The organism is Thiorhodococcus minor, assembly GCF_010820565.1.
In the GTDB taxonomy this organism is placed as follows: domain Bacteria; phylum Pseudomonadota; class Gammaproteobacteria; order Chromatiales; family Chromatiaceae; genus Thiorhodococcus; species Thiorhodococcus minor.
The window spans coordinates 1-19511 of record NZ_JAAIJQ010000048.1; the positions used below are offsets into that span (position 1 = coordinate 1).

Annotated in this window: 12 protein-coding genes; 8 read left to right on the top strand and 4 right to left on the bottom strand. The window is 66.0% G+C overall.

The annotated features are described in order from the left end of the window. Positions 1-398 precede the first annotated feature (398 nt). Positions 399-2861 carry a type VI secretion system-associated FHA domain protein TagH gene (gene tagH / locus G3446_RS15805; protein ID WP_164453798.1) on the bottom strand — a complete coding sequence of 821 codons (2463 nt, stop codon included), beginning with the start codon at positions 2859-2861 and terminating at the stop codon, positions 399-401. A gap of 511 nt (positions 2862-3372) precedes the next feature. Between tagH and G3446_RS15810 the strand changes: the two genes are divergently transcribed. The 7 genes from G3446_RS15810 (at position 3373) to G3446_RS15840 (ending at position 15453) form a co-directional block, all read left to right on the top strand. Then, on the top strand, positions 3373-4185 hold the full coding sequence (locus G3446_RS15810) for a PP2C family protein-serine/threonine phosphatase (protein ID WP_164453799.1): 813 nt from the start codon (positions 3373-3375) through the stop codon (positions 4183-4185). 3 nt (positions 4186-4188) lie between these two features. After that, positions 4189-5613 (top strand): efflux transporter outer membrane subunit, encoded by a 1425-nt coding sequence (locus G3446_RS15815; protein WP_164453800.1) that lies wholly within the window; start codon positions 4189-4191, stop codon positions 5611-5613. Between the two features lie 181 nt (positions 5614-5794). Continuing rightward, a complete protein-coding gene (locus G3446_RS15820) occupies positions 5795-8227 on the top strand; it encodes an FHA domain-containing protein (RefSeq protein WP_164453801.1) in 2433 nt (810 codons plus the stop codon). A gap of 139 nt (positions 8228-8366) precedes the next feature. Beyond that, on the top strand, positions 8367-9731 hold the full coding sequence (locus tag G3446_RS15825) for a beta-barrel domain-containing protein (RefSeq protein WP_164453802.1): 1365 nt from the start codon (positions 8367-8369) through the stop codon (positions 9729-9731). A 496-nt stretch (positions 9732-10227) separates the two neighbouring features. Beyond that, on the top strand, positions 10228-10977 hold the full coding sequence (locus G3446_RS15830) for a peptidylprolyl isomerase (RefSeq protein ID WP_164453803.1): 750 nt from the start codon (positions 10228-10230) through the stop codon (positions 10975-10977). Between the two features lie 157 nt (positions 10978-11134). Beyond that, positions 11135-14194 carry a peptidase domain-containing ABC transporter gene (locus G3446_RS15835; RefSeq protein ID WP_164453804.1) on the top strand — a complete coding sequence of 1020 codons (3060 nt, stop codon included), beginning with the start codon at positions 11135-11137 and terminating at the stop codon, positions 14192-14194. Beyond that, positions 14191-15453, top strand: coding sequence for a sigma-54 interaction domain-containing protein (locus tag G3446_RS15840; protein WP_164453805.1), 1263 nt, complete (start codon positions 14191-14193; stop codon positions 15451-15453). Before G3446_RS15835 ends, G3446_RS15840 begins: the two co-directional genes overlap by 4 nt. Positions 15454-15519: 66 nt before the next feature. Here G3446_RS15840 and G3446_RS15845 read toward each other — a convergent pair whose 3' ends face one another. The 3 genes from G3446_RS15845 to G3446_RS28980 all read right to left on the bottom strand — a co-directional run bounded on the left by G3446_RS15845 (position 15520) and on the right by G3446_RS28980 (position 17847). Then, the gene (locus tag G3446_RS15845; protein WP_164453806.1) at positions 15520-15819 is read right to left on the bottom strand and encodes a hypothetical protein; all 300 of its coding nucleotides are present in this window, start codon (positions 15817-15819) and stop codon (positions 15520-15522) included. 268 nt (positions 15820-16087) lie between these two features. Beyond that, positions 16088-16306: a hypothetical protein gene (locus tag G3446_RS15850; protein WP_164453807.1), complete on the bottom strand. Its 219-nt coding sequence runs from the start codon at positions 16304-16306 to the stop codon at positions 16088-16090. 638 nt (positions 16307-16944) lie between these two features. Then, a complete protein-coding gene (locus G3446_RS28980) occupies positions 16945-17847 on the bottom strand; it encodes an FHA domain-containing protein (RefSeq protein ID WP_164453808.1) in 903 nt (300 codons plus the stop codon). 362 nt (positions 17848-18209) lie between these two features. Here G3446_RS28980 and G3446_RS15860 point away from each other — a divergent pair, with 362 nt between their 5' ends. After that, positions 18210-19304: a formylglycine-generating enzyme family protein gene (locus G3446_RS15860; protein ID WP_164453809.1), complete on the top strand. Its 1095-nt coding sequence runs from the start codon at positions 18210-18212 to the stop codon at positions 19302-19304. The last annotated feature ends 207 nt before the right edge of the window (positions 19305-19511 follow it).

Below are 19511 nucleotides of genomic sequence, written 5' to 3' on the forward strand. Positions count from 1 at the left end.
CGCAGCTACATGTCTCATCAGCAGTTCACATGGCAGCCACCTCGCAGGCTGCTAGACTGGCCAGGTTTCTCCTGGCACACCAAAGGCGCGAAGGACACGAAGAAGAACAGAGGCTTGCATTGCTGCGTCGCTTCACCCTCTGGGTGAGCATGGCTTCGCAGACAAGGTGTTGAAATCCTTTGCGCTCTTTGTGCCCTTTGCGGTTCAACTGCTCTCTTTAGGTTGAGAGCTTGTCACTCCGTCAGGAGCGAGACTTCGCGCTTCCCGCGTGAAGCCGTCTGCACGGCATCTCCCTCGGATGGCCGCTTCGCGGGACCTGCGGCCAAGCGAGGTTTGGGCGGCTCCCACCCGCTGCCTGCGGATCGGGCGATCACGAGGGCGACGGCATCGGCCTCAGCTCAGCGCCCCTGCTTTGCCCTGCGCCCCTGGTTTTCCCTGCGCAGACGCTCGGCTTCGTCGTCGTAGGCATGCGTGAAGGCGTCGCCGAAGACCTTCGCGAAGTCTTCGGACACATCGTCGGCAATCTCCTCGAAGGCGGCCATGAAGAGATCCCAGCACCTGGCCTTGCGGGCGTTCGGAAGCAGCTGACCGAGTCCCGCCTGAGCGCCGATCTCCTGCTCGATGGCGTGCGGCTCCAGGCGCGCCAGCAGCGCCTTGAGGACGGCACGCAGTCCCGCCATCGAGGCTGCCTGATGGACCTCGATGGCATCGAAGGCCTGACGGGCGGCCGCGGAGGGATCGAGATATTCGCAGCCCGGGCGCCAAAGCACTCGAGCCAGCGTGTCGTCGATGTCCAGGCAGAACCGGAATGGGTTGCCACCCTCCGGCGGTGCGGCAGGCATGCCGCGCCGCAGCTCGCTGTTGAGATGCTCCTGGGCCATGGCCGCCGTCACCAGGCCTTGGGTCATTGTCCTGAGCAGCGCCCCTGAGGTGCGCATGAGGCGTGCGGCATCGCCGATCTCCTCGGCACTCCCGGCGCCGAGCCCGGCGAGGAAGGCTTCGATCTGCCCCAGCTCCGACGGCGACAGCGGCTTCGCGGGCGCCGGCTCGCTAGGCGCGCGAATGCGGGTCGCATCGTCCAAGACCTGGGCTCGGCCGTGCCCGACCGCCTGCCTTGGTCCCTCGGTCGTGCGGCCTGGATCGGCATCGCTCGTAATCGGGGGCTGCGGGGACGCTTTGGGCGCCGGGGGAGCAGTCGGCCTTTCGTCGACGACAACGGGGTGCTCAGAGCCCCTGGTCTCGCCCGAAATCGTCTGCGCAGCCTCCGCGCCCGCCCCGCCGGAAGGTGCTTGCGAGACGCCAAGCCCAGGGGGTATCGCGGTGGCTGCGGCATCCGACAGATCGAGCGCGGGTCCAGGCGCGGTCGCGCGCTGCACCCTATGCCGAAGCTCGGCCTGGACGGGCGGCGCCGCTGCGCGCCCGCCACCGAGCACGCCCGGGAGCGACTGACCCGGGCCCCCGGCAGGGCTGCCCCCCCGAGGCTCAGCGTCGCGATCCGCCCGAGCGCGCCCCACCGCATCAGACTCCGACACAGCCACCTTCACCATCACCGTCGGCGCATCAAGACTCGCAGAGCCGTCTTGAGCTGGCGGGCTGACGTCCGCGCCCGCGCCCGCGCGCGACGCATCGACGCCGCTCTCGGACTGCTGCGGAGCTGCTGGGGTCGCGGGCGGTGGCAGCAGGGATGCGGAAGATTGGGGTGGCTGCGGGCGAGCAGTGCTCGGCGTCTTCGGCAGGACAGCACCGACCGACTGGCCGCCCACCCTGGGCATTTCCGCGGTCTCGGCAGATGCAGCTCGCGCCTCGACCGGCCTTGACGACCCATGCCCATTAACCAGGGATTCGCGCCCAGCCGGATGCCCCTCCCCGAGCGCGGCAGGCTGCTCCTGAGTCCCTTCGCGTGGCGCTGCGGGCTCCCGCCCGCCCTCCTCGGCGGGCCTTTGGAGGGCCGGCAGATCAGGCGCCGGGAGGATCTGTGTCGGCGCATCGGCGGCGACCGGCCCGTGCTTCGCGGATGCGAGCGCACTAGGAGGCCTCTCCCTGGAGGACGGGACTGGCGACTCCGGCCCAGGGTCGCGCGGCGGCGCCATGCCCTGGTGATCCGTCGCTCCGGGCGTCGCCCGCGCTGGCTCATTCTGGAGCTGTACGAGCATGGTCGGCACATCGGCGGGATCCGGAACGAAAGACGCCAAGGATGGCGCCGGCGCTTCCCCCCCTGCCGCGTCCTGAGGCAGCTCAGGCCCCTGCCGCGCATCGCCGGCCGGCAGCCGCCCTGAATCCGCGCCAGGCGCCTGAAGCTCAGCCCCTCCCAGTCCAGGCGTGAGCAAGGCTTCCGGCACCACCGCCAGCTGCTCCGTCGCCGCCCCAGGCGTCGGCATCGCCTGGCCGTCTGGCGCCTCGCCGGCCAGGTCGGTCGGAGCGGGACCGATCAGATCGAGGATATCTGGGCAGGCGGACCGGGCCGGCACCGGGTCGGCAGCGACACTCGGCTCGCCGACCTCATCGGCTTGGGAAGGCGCTCCGGCAGCCTGGGCGAAGGCCACCTCGACGACATAGCGGCCGATGGTCAAACGGTCGCCATCGCGCAGATCCACAGCTTGGCTCGGATCGAGCGGCTCCTCGGCCTCGTTGAGGAAGGTGCCGTTCGTGCTGACGTCTGTGACCGAAAAGCCGCCGTCTCGCCGATAGATCAGCACATGGTGGCCGGAGATCTCGCGGTCCGGATCCGGCAGCTCGAGCTGACAGGAGGCATGACGGCCGATCACACAGGTGTCGCCCGCAACGCGCGCGGCCAAAGCGCGCTTGGGCGGACGTCCATCATAGGTCAGGACGCTGAGAGCAAGCTCCAGCTTCGGCTTCATGATCAAGCTGTCTTCTCCGTCTTTGAGACCAGTCCGACCGCACCGATGTTACCTGTATGCGGGGTACTCGCCCAAGCGGGCCAGATTGGCCCACCCATGCAGCCAAGATGGCATCCGCTGCCGCTGGGCCTGAGACGCGCAGGCTCGACACCCCAGGCGAAGCTCAGATCGCCAGCACGAGCTCGCCAGTACCGCCCGGCCGAAAGCAGCCAAAAAAAGACCAGGCTTATCGCGAATGCGTTGACAACGAGAATAATGACGATAACGATTTATAAATAGCGCAGGATCACACTCGGGTTTTGCCGCGACTGCAAAGGCTGCACCTAAGTTGTGGCGCTGCTGTACCGAGCGACGGAGCGCTGCAAATGGTTGGCATGGCACATGCGTATAGCCCCGACGACGCAAATGGGATGCTCAGAAGAAACCGGCGACTGACAGCACCAAGATCGCGGACGCCCCGAGATCGACCAATGGCACAACACCACGCGAGGCCCCGACCAAGAGCATGCCCATGAAGCCAAGTGAAGCAAGCGGCTATCTTTGGCGCTCCGCGCAGCGCTCGCACGTCGGCAAGGTCCGGCAAGTCAACGAAGACTCGGTGCTCGCGCGGCCTGATCTCGGCATCTGGGCAGTCGCCGATGGCCTTGGCGGACACCAGTGCGGCGACAAGGCGAGCCATATGGTCGTCGACGCCCTCGCGCAGATCACACCGACGCTGGAGCTCGACGGCGTGCTCGCCATTGCCCGCGACAAGCTGACCGAGGTCAACGACAGCCTGACCCAAGACAGCGCGGATCAGCCGGGCAGCACGCCGGGAAGCACGGTAGCCTCGCTCATCGTGCAGGGGACGAGCTGCGCGGTGCTCTGGGCGGGAGACAGCCGCGCCTATCTCCTGCGCGACGGGAAGCTGCGGCGCTTGAGCCGGGATCACAGTCAGGCGGAGGAGCTGGTCCAGAGCGGACTGCTCGATCGGCGGGACGTGGTCGGCCACCCGGCTTCCAGCGTGCTGACCCGCGCCGTGGGTGCCCGCGGCGGGCTGGAGCTGGAGGACGTGAGACTCGACATCTTTCCCGGCGACTATTTCCTGCTTTGTAGCGACGGGCTCTACAACGAAGTGAGCGAGCCCGAGCTCGAGCGCGTGCTGAGCGAGAACGATTGCGAGTCGGCAGCCGAGGCGCTGCTCCAGCTCGCGTTGAGCGGAGAGGCCAGGGACAACATCTCGATCGTGGCCATTCAGGTCGAGCTCGAGCAAGATACGGCCGATTGCTGCGAAACCGCCGTCAACCCCGTTTTCTTCAGTCGGCCCGACACAGGAGAGTCCTGAGCCATGCGATCAAGCCACCCCTCAGCCTCGCGCCCGCGCCTGCTCGCCGGGCTCGTCGTCGCCCTGGCAGCCGGCGGCTGCAACGTCAAGGCACCAGAATACGTCCGCCCTGACCTGCCCGAGAAGGAGAGCTGGCGGAACGCCGCGCAGCAGCCCGTCTCGGCGCGGACGACCATCGACCCGCAGTGGTGGCGAGGCTTCCGCAGCCCGGACCTCGACAAGTACATCGCCACCGCCATCGATGACAACGCGGACCTCAGGGTCATGGCCGCGCGCATCGAGGTCGCCAGCGCAGGGATCGACCAGGCTAGCGCCGCGGGCAAGCCGACGATCCTCGCCGGAGCTGGCCTCGACGTCACCAGTTTCACCCAGCCCGGACTCACCCGCACGAGCCAGCAATACAGCGCCGCCGCCACCCTGGATTGGGAGCTCGACATCTGGGGCAAGTTCGCCAAGGGCGTCGAGGCCCAAGAGGCCGAGGTCGCCGCCACCCAGGCGGATTGGCGGGCAGGCTACCTCACGCTGGTATCCGATGTGGCCACCGCCTTCTTTGCGATCCGCCGACTCGACGAGCAGCTCGCCCAGCAGCGCGAGGCCGTCCGCCGCAACAAGTCGATCTTGTCGATCTACCAGACCCGCTACCGCGAAGGCCTGGTGCCGCGCACCACGCTCTTGCAGCAGGAGGCCGAGGTCAAGGCGCTGAGCCAACAGGAGCTGGAGCTCAAGCGCGTTCGCGAGATCACGGTCAACAGCCTCGCGACCCTGATCGGCGTGCCCGCGGGCAACCTGCGGATCCCGGAGGGCGCCCTGACTCGCTCGGTCAGCCTGCTCGAGGTTCCGGCCGGACTGCCTTCCGATCTGCTCAGTCGCCGGCCCGACATCGTCGCTGCCGAGTATCGGGCCCTGACTCAGGTCAAGCTGGTGGGGCAGGCACGCTTGGCGCAATTGCCCTCGATCGGACTGACTGCCCGCGGCGGCACGGCGAGCGCCGCCCTCAGCAACCTGCTCAAGGCCTGGACCTTCGGCCTCTCCCCCAGCGTCAGCCTGCCGATGTTCGACCCCAGCGTGAAGGCGCAGATCAAGGTCAGCGAGGCCGAGATGAAGCTGGCGGAGGAGCAGTACAGATCCGTCGTCATCAAGGCCTTCGAGGAGGTCGAGAATGCCCTGATCACCCTGCACAGCCGCAAGCAGCAGCGCAAGCAGCTTCTGGATCGGCTCGCCAACCTCAGAGAGGTGGCCAAGCAGAGCCGCGTCCAGGTCGAGGCCGGCGTGATCTCGCAGCTCGACCTGATGGAATCCGAGCGCTCCATCGTCGCGGTCGAGCAGGAGGTGCTGGAGAACTACTTCCAGATCCTCACCGACACTGTCCTGCTCTACAAGGCGCTTGGCGGCGGCTGGTCCGCGACGCGCGTCGCATCCAATGGCTGAGGCGCAGCGGCACGACATGGGCGGGCTCCGCCGAGCCCCTGGAGTGTCGCCCTCCAGGGCGACACGGAGAATGCCAGGTCGGCGAGCCAAGGACTGCGCGGCCTGGAGGCCGCCCCTCCTAGCGGCACCGACAATTGCCGCCGCCGCTTTCCATCGTTGGTGCAGGAGCACGGCCTAGGCGATGCGGATCAGACTCATACCAGTGGACGCCCCGGACCTGAGCGTCATCGAGATACGTGACGCACTGGTCGGGGTCGGGCGTGACCGCGGCGATTTCAAACAGCTGCCCCCAGCGCGCACCACGCGCCTGTCCGAGCGCCACGCGCGCCTCTACGGCAAGAGCGGGACGCTCTACGTCGTCGACCTCGGCAGCCAGCACGGCACCTTCGTCAACGGTCGAGCCATTGCCGACAAGCCAGTCGCCCTCGAGCCCGGCGACGAGATCAACTTCGGCGGCGCGCTTCCCTTTCGCATCGAGCTGCCCGACAGCGGCAGCGAGGCCGCCGATCTCGAGGCCAGGGATACGACGCTGGTGCTCGAGCCGATGGATCCGCACTCAGGTCCGGATCCCATCAAGATCCAGCGCTTCCCCTTCTCCATCAGCAAGAGCGCGCCGACCTTCGCGAAGTATGCCGAGCAGGCCGGCCCCGAGCTGGACTTCATCTCCAGGCGCCACGCACTGCTGTCGCGGCAGGACGGACGCATCCTGCTGCAAGACCTCGGAAGCACCAACGGGACCTTCGTCGACGAGGCGCCGATCGGCGCCGATCCCGTGCCGCTGGAGACCGGGCAGAAGGTTGCCTTCGGGGGAAGCTACTTCGTCTACCGTGTCGTCCTCGAAGGACAGCCAGCCGCCCGCCCGCCGGCCCAAGCAGAGTCCGCGAAAAAGTCGGCATCCGTGGAGCTGGACAAGACGACCTTCCTCGCGGCCGGGACGTCCTTCCTCGACATCCTCTGCGTCGACGATACGGATCAAGCCGGGCGGGCCGGCACCAATCCCGCGCCAGCCGGGACCGACCAGGCCGAGTCGCCTCCAGAAGCGACGAAAGGATCCAGGCAGCGCAACGGCAAGACAGGTCTGATCCAGCGGATCGATCGCGCGACCTGGCGCCGCATTCAGCTCGGTGCGGTCGCCGTCGTCGCCATCGCCGGCGCGCTCGGCTATTTCATCCTGCGCGACACGCCAGTCGAGCGCATGGAGTCACTGCTGGCGGCGGGCCAGAGCGACGAAGCGCTGCAAGTCGCCCGCGCACAGGCCGAGTCGCTCGGCGACGACGACACCTTCGAGCGCCTCGCACTGCGCGCCCTGGCGGCGAGCAGCCTGAAGCCTTGGCTCGACGCCTACGACGACAGGGATTTCGCACGCATGGAGCGCATTATCGAAGCCGCTCGGGAGGCCACGCCCCAACTGCCGGAGAGCCAGGACTACCTCGACACCCTGGCACTGATCGGTGATGTCGCACGCAGGATCCATCAGCGCGGTGGCGCGACGGCCCCGTTCCGGGTGCTGGATCCGCAAGCGAGCGAGGCGCGCGCGCTCGTCGAGCGCTGGAATCGCCCGCGCCCGGACAAGCGCCAGGTCACCCAGCGCCTGCTCGCCGCACTGCCTTCGAGTGACGCCGAGCTGACGCGACGCTATCGCAACGCCTACCAGAAGGCGACATCGGACATTCGCGCCCTCGAGAGCCAGCTCGCCGTCTACGAGCCCGCGGTCAGGCAGCTGGAGGCCAGGCTGATACGACAGCTGCGCGACGGGGCGCTCGACAGGCTGGCAGCCGAGCTCGATGCCTATAAGGAGCGCTACGCGCAGTTCCGCGGCTTCGAGGCCCTGCAAGCGGATCTGCGCGCCTACCGTGAGCTGGCGACGGCCGTGTCGGAGCAGCGCGTCATCGACGCCGTTCGGCTCGCGACCACGACCCGGTTCCACGCCACGCCCTTCACGGAGGCCGCCGCTCGGCTGGTCCGCGAGGGGCTCCCCGAGCAGACTTTCCTGGACGGCTATGCCGAGGCGCTCGACGCCTGGCGCGCGGGCCAAACCAAGAGCGCACTGACACAGCTCGAGGCGCTCTCGGACGACCCTTCCGGCGAGATCGCTCGGCGCGAGGTCGCACGGATGCAGGGCATCATGCAAGGCGTCAACGCGCTGCAGGGGCTCCAAGGCTCCGCCGCCTACGACGAGCAGCTGCTCCAGCTCTATCAGGCGCTCGACCCCGACCAGGATGCGTACATCCTGACGCTCCTGCAGGACAAGCATGCCGACAGCCGCGCAGCGGTCGAGCAGCGCGCGCGCCGCGCCGCCGAGACCGCCGCCACGGCCTGGACCGACTATCGCGCGCAAGGCGGCATCACCAGCACCTTGCGGCTGCGCTCCGGCGTCAGCCGCGCCTACAAGCAGCGCGCGGCCATGCTGTCGCGGGCCGCCAGAGACGCGCGCCAGGCACGCCACCTCTATGCACTGGCGCAGCGCAGACCGCCGGAGACGCAGGAGACCGCGTTGACCGAGATCGAGCGGGAGGTCGCCCTGCAGCATCAGGCGCTCGACGAGCTGACCGGGGTCATCGCCAACGCCACGCGGCAGGATAAGCAGGCGCTGCTGCCGGAGCGCCTGCGCTAGTGCCGCGCGTATCGGCCTCCAGGCCGACGCCTCGCGACCGAGAGGACAGGAGTCCCGGAGCTGCCGCATTGGGCAGGCCGCAGCCCCGGGCTCAGCCCAAGACGAGCAGAGCTGACGTTCAGACGAGACCCATGGAGCCATGAGCGAAGACCAGCTACAGCCGCTTCAGGCGGCCTTGGAAGACCACAGCGCGGAAGGCATCGCCATCCTGACCGCGGAGCCGTCGCGCCTCATTCAGGCGACCCTCTTGGTGATCGCCGGCTTGCTGGTAGCGGCGCTGGCCTGGGCCTTCATCGGCCGGGCGGACGTCATGGTCACGGTCTCGGGCGCCCTGGAGCCGGAAGGGGAGGTGCGGCGCGTCTATGCCCCGGTGGAGGGCGAGCTCGTCGATCTCTATGTTGCCGAGGGGACGCCAGTGACCGCCGGCGACGTCATGGCGCGGCTCAACGCGCGCCGCGCGGTCGAGGTCGCCGCCAACGCGCTGGACGCGGAGATCGCGCTCTCCGAGGCGGAGTTTCGCGTCGAGCAGTTTCCTCAGACCAAGGTGCTCAAGCTCGAGGAGGCGGCCTCCCTGCAGCGGCAGATCGAGATCGAGCGCGCCGCCCATGAGCGCCGCCTCGCCGAGGGCATGAGCCGGCTGACCGAGGCCAACAAGGCCCGCCTGGAGGAGGCCAGGACCAGTCTCGAGCAGGCCAACCGCGCGCGCGACCTGGCGCTGTCCGACTACCAGAAATATCAACGGCTCTTCAATAGTGCCGGGGGCGGCGGGGTCGCCCGTAAGGAGGTCGAGGACCGCCGCGCGGCCTATGACGCCGCCGAGGCCGAGGCCCGCGTCGCCGAGGCGAAGCTGAGCGAGCTGGAGCTGGAGCTGTCCCGGGCCTATGCCTCGGCCAGGACCGAGCTCGAGACCAGCGACCAGAAGCTCAACGCCCTCAAGCTGGAGCGCGCCAGACTGCTCAAGGACCTGGAGCAGGAAGAGAAGCGCATCGACGCCGAGCTGCAGAGCGCCCGACTGCGCGCCCAGGCGACGCGGCGGGTGAGCTTCGAGAATATCGACGACGAGAACTTTCTGCGGGTGCTCGCCCCGGTCTCCGGCATCGTGACCGATCTTGCCGTCACGCAGCCCGGCCAGCAGGTCAACGCCAACGCCCCGCTGGGCAGTATCGCGCCTAGTGATGCGCGGCCGCTGCTGGTCGTCGAGGTCCCGGAGCGCGACCGCGGCTTCCTACGTGAAGGCCAGACCGCCAAGCTGAAGTTCAACGCCTTTCCCTATCAGAGATACGGCCAGATCACGGGTATCGTCGAGTATCTCGCGCCGGCGGCGCAGCTATCACCTCAGACTAAAGAGCCGGTCTATGAGGCGCGCATCAGTCTGGAGCGCGATCGGTTCGAGGTGGACGACCAGGTCTATCCCTTGCGCTACGGCATGATCGCAACGGCGGAGATCGTGGTGCGCGAGCGGCGGCTGATCGACCTCGCGCTCGACCCGCTGCGCAACATCTAGCGCTCCCTTCCGACCGATGTTGCAGGAAGGGGCGCCGCCGGGGCTCTTGACCTCCAGGTCCACAGGTGTCGGCCTGGAGGCCGACACGCCCAGCACTGATCTCGTCCGCATCGTCAATGATGGGATCGCCGACCTGTAAGGTGGACGAGCGAGAGAGACTGTGAGAGTAATCCAAGCGCACCGCGAAGATCGCAGATTGGTGTAGGTTGGGCCGACGCAGGAGGCCCAACAATCAAAGCGTTAGGCTAGCCGCCATGTTGGGCTTCGTACCTCAGCCCAACCTACGCAGAATGTCTTCACAGTCTCGAGAGCGAAGTCCACCCAAGCCCGCGCCATTGGCGTAACGGCTTTTCCGACAGACCGGCAGCGCGGCGCAAGATCGGTCACTGGAGAATGGCTCCAAGGGCGGGCTTCGAGCCCCTAGCTGGCAGCTCTCCTCGGAGCGAACGCACATGTCAACTCAACGCCTGAAGTCGAGGCCGAATGGGGGAAACGGATGAACGTCATCAGAATCAACGACGAAGTGATCGACAGCGATGCCTTCGTGAAGCTGCTGAAGCTCACGGGGCGCTTCAACGCACTGCTGGAAGACATCGTCAAGGAGAAGGTCGCCAGCCATGCAGCCTTGCGGCAGAACCTGCCCCTGACCGAGGAGGAGGTGCAGGAGCGTGCCGACGATCTGCGCCGCGTCCGCGGCCTGCACCGGGCGGCGGACATGAACCGCTACTTGGATACCATGGGCGTCTCGCTCGAGGAGTTCGAGCAGTACATCGTCGAGATGCTCAGGTACGAGAAGATGATGGCCGAGATCTCCAACGACACAGCCATCGAAGAGTATTTCCGACTGAACTCGCCGAAGTTCGACGCCATTTCCGTCAGCCACATCATGGTGGACTCGGAGGGCAAGGCAAGGGAGATCATCTCCATCCTGGAAGAGGAGCCGGAGGCCTTCGAGGAGCTGGTCGAGGAATATTCGCTCGCGGACACCCGCAATGAGGCTGGACGCATCGGACGCGTCTTGAGGGGCGCCCTGCCGCCCGAGGTCGAGGGCAAGATCTTCAATGCCGCCGAGGGCGCCATCCTCGGCCCCTTCGCAACCGTCGGCGATACCTTCTTCGAGGTCTTCCGCATCGATCAGAAGGAGAGCGCCCAGCTCAGCGAGAGCACCAAGGAAGAGGTCAAGCGCAGGCTCCGCGAGGAGTGGTTCGCCACCAAGGCGCGCGAGCACCGTGTCGAGGTCTTGTGAGCGGCGCGGATCGGCCTGCCCCGCCCGCGGGGATCCCTGGCCGGCAGACATTCGGCGGCCGTCGATCACCCGCCGGGTGCCGCGCCAAGCCCCACAAAGCCGCGTCGACACAGCGCTGGCGGCTGATCGCTCATCTTAGGATTAAGGAGCCAGTCGGTTGAACGATGCTTTCGATCCAGAGGTCGCTGAGTTTCTCGCCAAGGTCGACCTCCTCTCGGCGTTCTCTGAGTCAGAGCTGCGTCATCTCGCCGCGCGCGCCGAGGTGCGACGCTTCGAGATGGGCGAGACCATCGCGGAGCTGGGCGCGCCCTGTGATTATCTCCTGATCGTGCGCAAGGGGTCGGTACGGCTCTTCACCGAAGACGGCGGCAAGGAGGTCAGCGTCGGGCTGCGCAAGGCCGGCGATGTCATCGGTGAGATCGCCGCGCTGCGCGACTACCGCCATACCACGGCGCTGCGCGCCTCGCGCAAGACGGAGCTGCTAGCCATCCCGCGCCAGGCCTTCTCCCCGCTGATCGCGGCCAATCCCGAGGCGCGCGAGCGGCTGACCAGCGTCGTCGCCCTGCGCTCGGCGGGGGACTTCCTCGTCGGGGTCTTCGATCTGAAGGGCAAGATCGAGCAGGAGGCGGTGGATCAGCTGGCGCAGCAGATCGGCCTCAAGCGCTTCGCGGCCGGCCAGCAGATCCTCGCGCAAGGCAACCGCGAGGACCGCCGACTCTACGTGGTGCGTCAGGGCGAGGTCGAAATCGTCCGCGAGGAGGACGGCGAGCAGTACCGCATCCTCAAGCTCGAATCCGGCGAGGTCTTCGGCGAGAAGGCCTGCCTGATGCGCCAGGAGCAGCCGGCGCGCGCCCAGGCGGCGACGGATGCCGTGGTCCTGGTCGTCCCCGAGCAGGCCGTGCGCGTGCTGCTGGAGCACAACCCCAAGCTGCGCGACGTCCTGCTCGAGCGCATCGGCTTCTTCGACCGCGAGCTCGAGCGCCAAAAGAAGCTCGAGGAGCGTCGCAGCCGTCCCCTGCTGATGGACCTGAAGTCTCGGCCGAAGATGGGCGAGCGGATCATCAAGCGCTTCCCCCTGGTCAAGCAGGCCGAGGAGATGGACTGCGGCGCCGCCTGCCTGGCGATGATCTGCAAGCACCACGGCATCGGGATGACGCTCGGCAAGCTGCGCGAGATGGCCAACGTCACCACCCAGGGCGCAACCCTGGACAGCCTGGCGCGGGTCGGGGAGTCGCTGGGCTTCAATACGCGCGGCGTCAAATGCACCTTCGACGCCCTGCAGGGCTTCGACCTGCCCTTCATCGCGCACTGGGAGGGCTATCACTACATCATCGTCTACGGCGTCTCGAAGAGCCATGTCTGGGTCGCCGACCCGGGCCCGGGCTTCCGCAAGCTGACGGTCGAGGACTTCGAGAAGGGCTGGACCGGCACCTGCCTGCTGTTCAATCCAACGGCCGAGCTGGCCAACGTCGCCGAGGCCCAGTCGCCCTGGGCCCGCTTCATCGGCTATCTCAAGCCTTATAAGAAGATCCTTGGCTACCTCTTCCTGGCCACCTTCGTGATTCAGATCCTCGGGCTGGTGCCGCCCGTGGTCATCCAGAACATCCTCGACCGTGTGGTGGTGCACCAGGACATCAGCCTGCTGCACCTGCTGATCATGGGGCTGATCATCACCCAGGTGTTCACCCAGCTGACCGTCGTCATGCGCGCCTTCCTGTCGAATTACCTAGTGCGCAATCTCGACTTCGTCATGATGTCGCAGTTCCTGCAGCACACGCTGTCGCTGCCGATGAAGTTCTTCGCGACGCGCCGCACCGGCGACATCATCGCGCGCTTCCAAGAGAACCAGAAGATTCGCGCCTTCCTGACCGAATCGACCGTGAGCACGGTGCTCAACCTGCTCATGGTGTTCATCTATTTCTCGATTCTCTTCATCTACAACGCCAAGATGACGCTGCTGCTCATCGGCTTCATCATCCCCTTGATCATCCTGACCGTCTCTGTGACACCGCGCCTCAAGCGCTATGCGCGCGAGGCCTTCACATCGAGCACGGATGCCGAGTCGATCCTCATGGAGACCCTGGGCGGCTCGGAGACGGTCAAGGGCATGGGGCTGGAGCGCCCGCTGCGGATGAAGTGGGAGGGCCGCTACGCCAAGGCGCTCGAGGTTCAGTATCGGGCAAAGCGCTTCAACATCTTCGTGGGTGCCGCCAGCCAGCTGCTGAACGGCGCCACCACCATCGGCATCCTCTGGTTCGGCGCCAGCCTGGTCCTGTCCGGTGAGCTCACCATCGGCCAGCTGATCGCATTCAACGCCTTGACGGGCAGCGTCATGGCGCCACTGCTCGGCCTGGTCGGTCTTTGGAACCAGGTGCACGAGGCCGGGGTTGCCATGGAGCGGCTCGGCGACATCCTGGACATGGAGCCCGAGCAGCGTGCCGCGGATGCCGCGTCACGGGTGGTGCTCCCGGACCTGCAAGGCCATGTCGCCTTCGAGAACGTCTACTTTCGCTATGGTGAGACGGACACGCCCTATGTGCTCAAGAACATCAGCTTCGAGCTCAAGCCGGGGCAGATGGTCGCCGTGGTCGGCCTCAGCGGATCGGGCAAGACAACGCTCGCCAAGATGCTGGTGGGCTTCTACCCGCCGAGCGAAGGCCGCATCCTGGTCGACGGCTACGACCTGCTCGCCCTCGACATGAGCTATTTCCGGGCACAGATCGGCTACGTCATGCAGTCCAATCTCCTATTCTCCGGGACCATCAGCGAGAACATCGCCGCTGGCGACGACAACCCGGACCGCCGCCAGGTGATCGAAGTCGCCAAGATGGCCGATGCCCACGGCTTCATCAGCAATCTGCCGCTGGGGTACGAGCAGGTCGTCGGCGAGCGCGGCATGGGCCTCTCCGGGGGGCAGATTCAGCGTCTCTGCATCGCGCGCGCCCTCTACCGTCAGCCGCGCATGCTGATCTTCGACGAGGCGACCTCGGCACTGGATACCCAATCGGAGAGCAACATCCTCGACCAGATGCAGACCATCCTGGAGGGACGCACCGCGCTGGTGATCGCACACCGGCTGAGCACCATCATGCAGGCCGATCACATCCTGGTCCTCTACGACGGCTCCATCGTCGAGTCCGGCACCCACGACGCGCTGGTCGACAAGCAAGGCATGTATTATCAGCTGATCCAGAAACAGATCGCCCAAGCCTCATGAAGGTCGTCGACATCGAGCCACAGGAGACCAAGGTCTCATTCGCTGGCGTCCTCGAAAAGATCGAGATCCTGCGCTCCACGCTGCGCTGGGCCTCCGCGCTGGACCGCGAGCAGATCGAGAAGCTGCTGAGCCAGGCGAACGGACTGCGCACCGAGGTGATGCAGCTGTCCCACAAGAATCGCTTCATCAGCGCCACGGCCAATGTGCGCACGGCGGAGGAGCTGACGAGCGCCGAGCGTCGGCAGGCCTTGCTCGACCGCAACTTCGTCTACGACGGCGTCTTCGGCGACAATCCAGCCCTTTTGGAGTGTTTGGAGACGGCGGAGCGGGCAGCACCGACCGAGCTGCCCGTGCTGATCGACGGCGAGAGCGGCACCGGCAAGGAGCTCCTAGCCAAGGTGATCCACGCCAACGGCAGCCGCTCAGAGCAGGAGTATGTCTCGGTCAACTGCGGTGCTATCCCCGAGAACCTCATCGAATCCGAGCTCTTCGGCCACAAGAAGGGGTCCTTCACGGGCGCGACCAGCGACCGCCGGGGCAAGTTCGAGTCCGCGAACGACGGGACCATCTTCCTCGACGAGATCGGCGAGCTGCCGCTGCCAGGACAGGTGAAGCTGCTGCGGGTGCTGCAAGACCATGAGATCCAGCGCGTCGGCTCCGATCAGCCCATCCCGGTCAATGCCAGGGTCGTTGCGGCAACCAATCGCGATCTCTTGCAGATGGTGCAGGAAGGCAGCTTTCGGGAGGATCTCTACTATCGTCTGGGCGTGATCCAGGTGACGCTGCCGCCACTGCGCGAGCGGCGCGACGAGATTCCGGTGCTCATCGACTTCTTCGCCGACCAAGCCGCCGAGCTGATGAGCCGACCGCCGGTGAGGCTGAGCACCCGTCTGCGGCGCCACCTCCTGATGTACGACTTCCCGGGAAACATCCGCGAGCTGCGCAACATCATGCTCCGCATCAGCTGTCTGGCGGACGAGGTCGCGGATATCGACCACCTGCCCGTCATGGCCCGGCCCAAGTCGACCTCACCGAGCCCAGGCGCCACCTTCGACCTCGCGTCCCTGTCACTCGCCGACGCCAAGAAGTCCGCGGCCGACGAGGCCGAACGGCTCTACCTGGAGGAAGGCCTGCGCATGGTCAAGGGTCGCGTCTCGACGCTGGCGAAAGAGATCGGCATGAACCGCTCCCACCTTCAAACCATCCTCAAGAAGCACGGCCTGAGCTACAAGGACTTCCGCAAGCCCACCGAGGGATAGGCTGACTGGGAAGCGCAGCCGTCATGGCTGCTTCAGGGAATCGAGCCCGGAAGCCGGGAGCCGCCCTCAGGTCGCCAGCCCAGTCTGCGACTGCCCTACGGTGTTGGTGATCGACGAATCGATCGCGCTGCCGATGTCGATCTTGGTGTACTCGACCTGATTCACCGTATGGAACACCGGATCGATCAGGTTGTAGTTATAGACGTTGACCTCCCCCACAAGAAGGTTGAACGGGGAGGAGGAGCTGGTCTGCTCGGTGTAGGGCGTAATCCAACCGAAGCTCATCCGCCCGCCGAGCACCTTCGCCCGCGCCTCTTGGTCCAAGTCTCTGCTCCAGGCCAAGTCTTCGATGCTCAGGGTCGTCATGGGTCAATCTCCAGTTATCGGTGGGCTACTTGGTTTCAAATGGCTCTAGGACACATCCACTGCAGACTCTTAAGCATCTCCCATACCAACAACGCACAGCGCTTACGACGGGCCATTGGCCGAAAAACGTTTCCCAAGAAACGACAAACCCCGAAAAAGCGTTGGCCAGAAGGAGGCCATCCTTCCGATCCGGCAATCCCTTGGAGAATCAGCCCAACAGCGCAGGGCCTTGGCAAGACCCTGCGCGATACATCCAGAATCAAAGGCTCTAGAGTGGATTCTGCCCGCCAAAGCCATTCTGATTCTGACCGAACATCCCGGCGCCTAGCCCCAGCATGCTGGACGGCTGATCGACACCCAAGGATTGAGGGGGCGTCAGCACGAGCGAGCCACTCAGCGCGCCTTGCTGATTCATCCCACCCAGCACGCTGCGCATCGCAGCGCGGTCAAGCTCCTCGTTCATACTGAGATCCTTGATCGTCAACATCGTCATCCCTCCTCAAAATGAAGTCATCAATCACGGGGCCACCTGGAGGCTGACCCATCGGGTCTAGCTGGACGTCGCGCCTTGCCGCGTCGCCACAAGGCGGCCGAGCCCGGCTCGCAATCCGGACATCTCCCCGAGGACCGCTCCCCGACGTCACGCCCCCGCAAAGACGCTTGCAGGCTCAGCGGCCTCGTCGTGCCATCCACTTCGATCCTCGCGGCCACTTCGATCCCCGCAGCCAAGTGATCCCTGGCACAGCAGTGGATTTATCAAGCAAATTCCGCACCCTACAGCCAACCCTGCCCGGCGCCAGGAACAAGGCTCAAAGTATCAAAGACATCCGACAATCCCCGCCTGCCGTAAAAAAAGCGAATGTTGGCAGCGCGAGAACAAAGCGAGGATTATGTTAGTCATCAAGCGGCATATTTAGCGCGCCGAAGGACGACGCCACACCACGACGCCTCGCCATTCAGGGCGAACAAGCGCCCGCCGCAGGCGCCGCAAGAAGAAGCGTATCGACCGGCACTCTTCGTGCTTTGCTCGCGAAAACAGAAGCCAAAGGAAGACTGGCGTCCATCCTGCTATGCCGCGCCGATGACACCCTGAGCGCAGCCCGACTGAGCAGAGGAGAGCGCCGACTAGCGGGCGCCTGTCTCGGAAGAGAAATAGAGCACCTTCCCCATAGACTCGGAAGCATGCTTACCCAGGCTGATCCACCCCTGCCCACGCAGGATGACCTCGTCGTCGTGGATGAAGACCACGCTGTCATCGAGATTGACAAAGGTGCCATTGGTGCTCACATCCGCGAGGACGAAGGTAGAGCCGTGGGGGCGAATGCGGGCGTGATCCCGCGAGGCGAACTCCGAATCGATGGTGATATCCATGTCGGCACCCCGCCCCAGCGACAGCTCGGCCGAATCAGCCCTCATGACCCAATGCCGATTGCGCCAGCGCAGACGCAGCTTGCTGACACGCGTGACCTGCCGATCCGGCGTGAGGACCTTCACCACCCGTGTCTCCACCGCGTCTTGCCAATTCACCTGGAAGACCAAGGCATCGAGCAGATCCGACGCTTCGTCCCAGTCGAAGGTGTCGACCGGGGTGAGCCGCCCCCCGAGCGCATCCGCAATCAGCGAATCAGGGAGCAAGACGAGCGTCTGCCCTGGACTTGCAAGGCTGGCGAGTCGCCTCGCACCAGCGACCTCCTCGCTCGCATCCCTCGCGCTGCGCGGGGGCTCGTCCTTGGCCAGGATCCCCATACGGAGTGCGATGTGCCGGCCAACGCACTCCTTGGCGCATTGCTGATTGATCTCGGAGACGGCGTCGATCGCACACCGCACCGACTCCAAGGAGAAGATGAGATCGCTGCTACTTTCCGCGACCAGTGCAGCGCCAAAGCGAGCCAGCGCGGCCGAGGCCTTAGCGGTCAACGCCTCGTCGAACGGCAGATCCAGGCCGGCATCCGGGTCGCGGCCGATGTCGGTCCAGCTCCAGTGGACACCTAGAAAGACGGCGTGCTGACGGTCTAGTGGCCCATTCACGCGCCCTCACCTCGATTGGCTGATCAGGTCGATCATCGCCGGCAACCGCGGACACTGCGCCGACCCTGACGGAAACTGCCTCGCCTCAAGGGTTGGACATGCAACCTCAGCCCCAAAAATCAATCGTCAGTATTCGGCGGAGGGCGTCCGCTGGATCGCCTTGGATCCTGAATCTCGGAGGACGACCGATTTGTCAGGCTTGCCCGGGGCTCATCGCGGTTCTTCTGCCATCGGGCCAAGGGAGCCGTTTGGCGCTAAGATCTCGGCTACGCCTCGCTCCGTCACCTGGTCAACGAGCACTGTCCGCTCGGCGCATCGGGCAAGGCCATCGAAGCTCCCGGGAAACCGCTGAGGATCCCAAGATGAAGACGCACGGAGATGCCGTGAAACGCTTGCACCCCATCGCTGTAGCCGCCCTGCTCCTGAGTGTTGGTCTCTTGTCAGCACCGCTCTCGACGACCGCACAGACGCCGCCCGCGACGGGTGAGCCAGGTGACGTTGAGTTTTGGGAAGAGCTGGCGTTTTGGGAGAGCATCAAGGACACCTCCAGCCCGTCCGAGCTCGAGGCCTATCTGTCAGCCTATCCCGAGGGACGTTTTCGCCGCCTCGCCGAGATCCGACTGAGCGTACTGCGCGCCGGCGATGCGGCGGGTAGCGAGCCAGCAGCGCCCTCCACGGCACAGGTGCAGCGCGGCGGCCGAGAGAGCAGGCCCGGCGCCCGGAAAGGCCCGGAGCTTGGAGCGGGCTCGAGGATCCAAGACTGCGACAGCTGTCCCGAGCTCGTTGTCGTCCCCGCGGGTGATTTCACCATGGGCTCGGACCAGGGCCGGCCGGAGGAGCGCCCACCGCATCCGGTCGAGCTCGCCAAGCCCTTCGCGATCGGCGTCTATGAAGTCACCGTTGAGGAGTGGGACGCCTGCCTGCGCGAGGGAGCCTGCGATCTGGCGCCCAATAGCCGCACCGACGCCACCCTGCCGATGAGCAACGTCAGCTGGGACGACGCCCGGCAGTATCTGGACTGGCTGAGCCGCAAGACGGGCAAGGAGTATCGCCTGCCGAGCGAGGCCGAATGGGAATACGCCGCCTCGGGCGGCACCAAGACCCGCTTCTGGTGGGGGGAGGAGGTCGGCGAGAACAAGGCGAGCTGCGACGATTGCGGGAGCCAGTGGGACGGCGAGTCCCCCGCCCCGGTCGGCTCCTTCGAGCCCAATCCCTTCGGGCTCTATGACATCCACGGCAACCTCTGGGAGTGGACCCAAGACTGCGTCAATCGCTCCTATCAGGGAGCACCCAGCGACGGCACGGCATGGCTGCGCGGCGACTGCCTGGGCCGCATGCTGCGCGGCGGCGCCTGGAACCTGGACGCGGACTACATGCGCACGACGCGTCGGCACAACTACGACCATGACGTCCGCTACTACCTGCACGGCTTCCGTGTCGTCCGCTCGCTTCCCTGAGCGCCATCCGAGCAGGCAGCTGCGACCGGGCCGAGGCGCGCTGTGGGATCGAGCTTGTCCGATCACGAGATGCCCTCTCTCGAAGACCAGCAGCCAGCATCGCGCCAGAGCTGGACGAGGATTCGGTCGCCTTCCGGTCACTCTCGCCAAGTCGATATGCTGAAGGCCACGCCAGCTCAGAGCACTCCGCAAGTCAATGCGCTGCTC

Bases quoted from the DNA above. Each gene is read 5' to 3' on its own strand.
- tagH (WP_164453798.1), bottom strand. From the start codon at position 2,861: ATGAAGCCGAAGCTGGAGCTTGCTCTCAGCGTCCTGACCTATGATGGA.
- G3446_RS15810 (WP_164453799.1), top strand. From the start codon at position 3,373: ATGAAGCCAAGTGAAGCAAGCGGCTATCTTTGGCGCTCCGCGCAGCGC.
- G3446_RS15815 (WP_164453800.1), top strand. From the start codon at position 4,189: ATGCGATCAAGCCACCCCTCAGCCTCGCGCCCGCGCCTGCTCGCCGGG.
- G3446_RS15820 (WP_164453801.1), top strand. From the start codon at position 5,795: ATGCGGATCAGACTCATACCAGTGGACGCCCCGGACCTGAGCGTCATC.
- G3446_RS15825 (WP_164453802.1), top strand. From the start codon at position 8,367: ATGAGCGAAGACCAGCTACAGCCGCTTCAGGCGGCCTTGGAAGACCAC.
- G3446_RS15830 (WP_164453803.1), top strand. From the start codon at position 10,228: ATGAACGTCATCAGAATCAACGACGAAGTGATCGACAGCGATGCCTTC.
- G3446_RS15840 (WP_164453805.1), top strand. From the start codon at position 14,191: ATGAAGGTCGTCGACATCGAGCCACAGGAGACCAAGGTCTCATTCGCT.
- G3446_RS15845 (WP_164453806.1), bottom strand. From the start codon at position 15,819: ATGACGACCCTGAGCATCGAAGACTTGGCCTGGAGCAGAGACTTGGAC.
- G3446_RS15850 (WP_164453807.1), bottom strand. From the start codon at position 16,306: ATGTTGACGATCAAGGATCTCAGTATGAACGAGGAGCTTGACCGCGCT.
- G3446_RS15860 (WP_164453809.1), top strand. From the start codon at position 18,210: ATGAAGACGCACGGAGATGCCGTGAAACGCTTGCACCCCATCGCTGTA.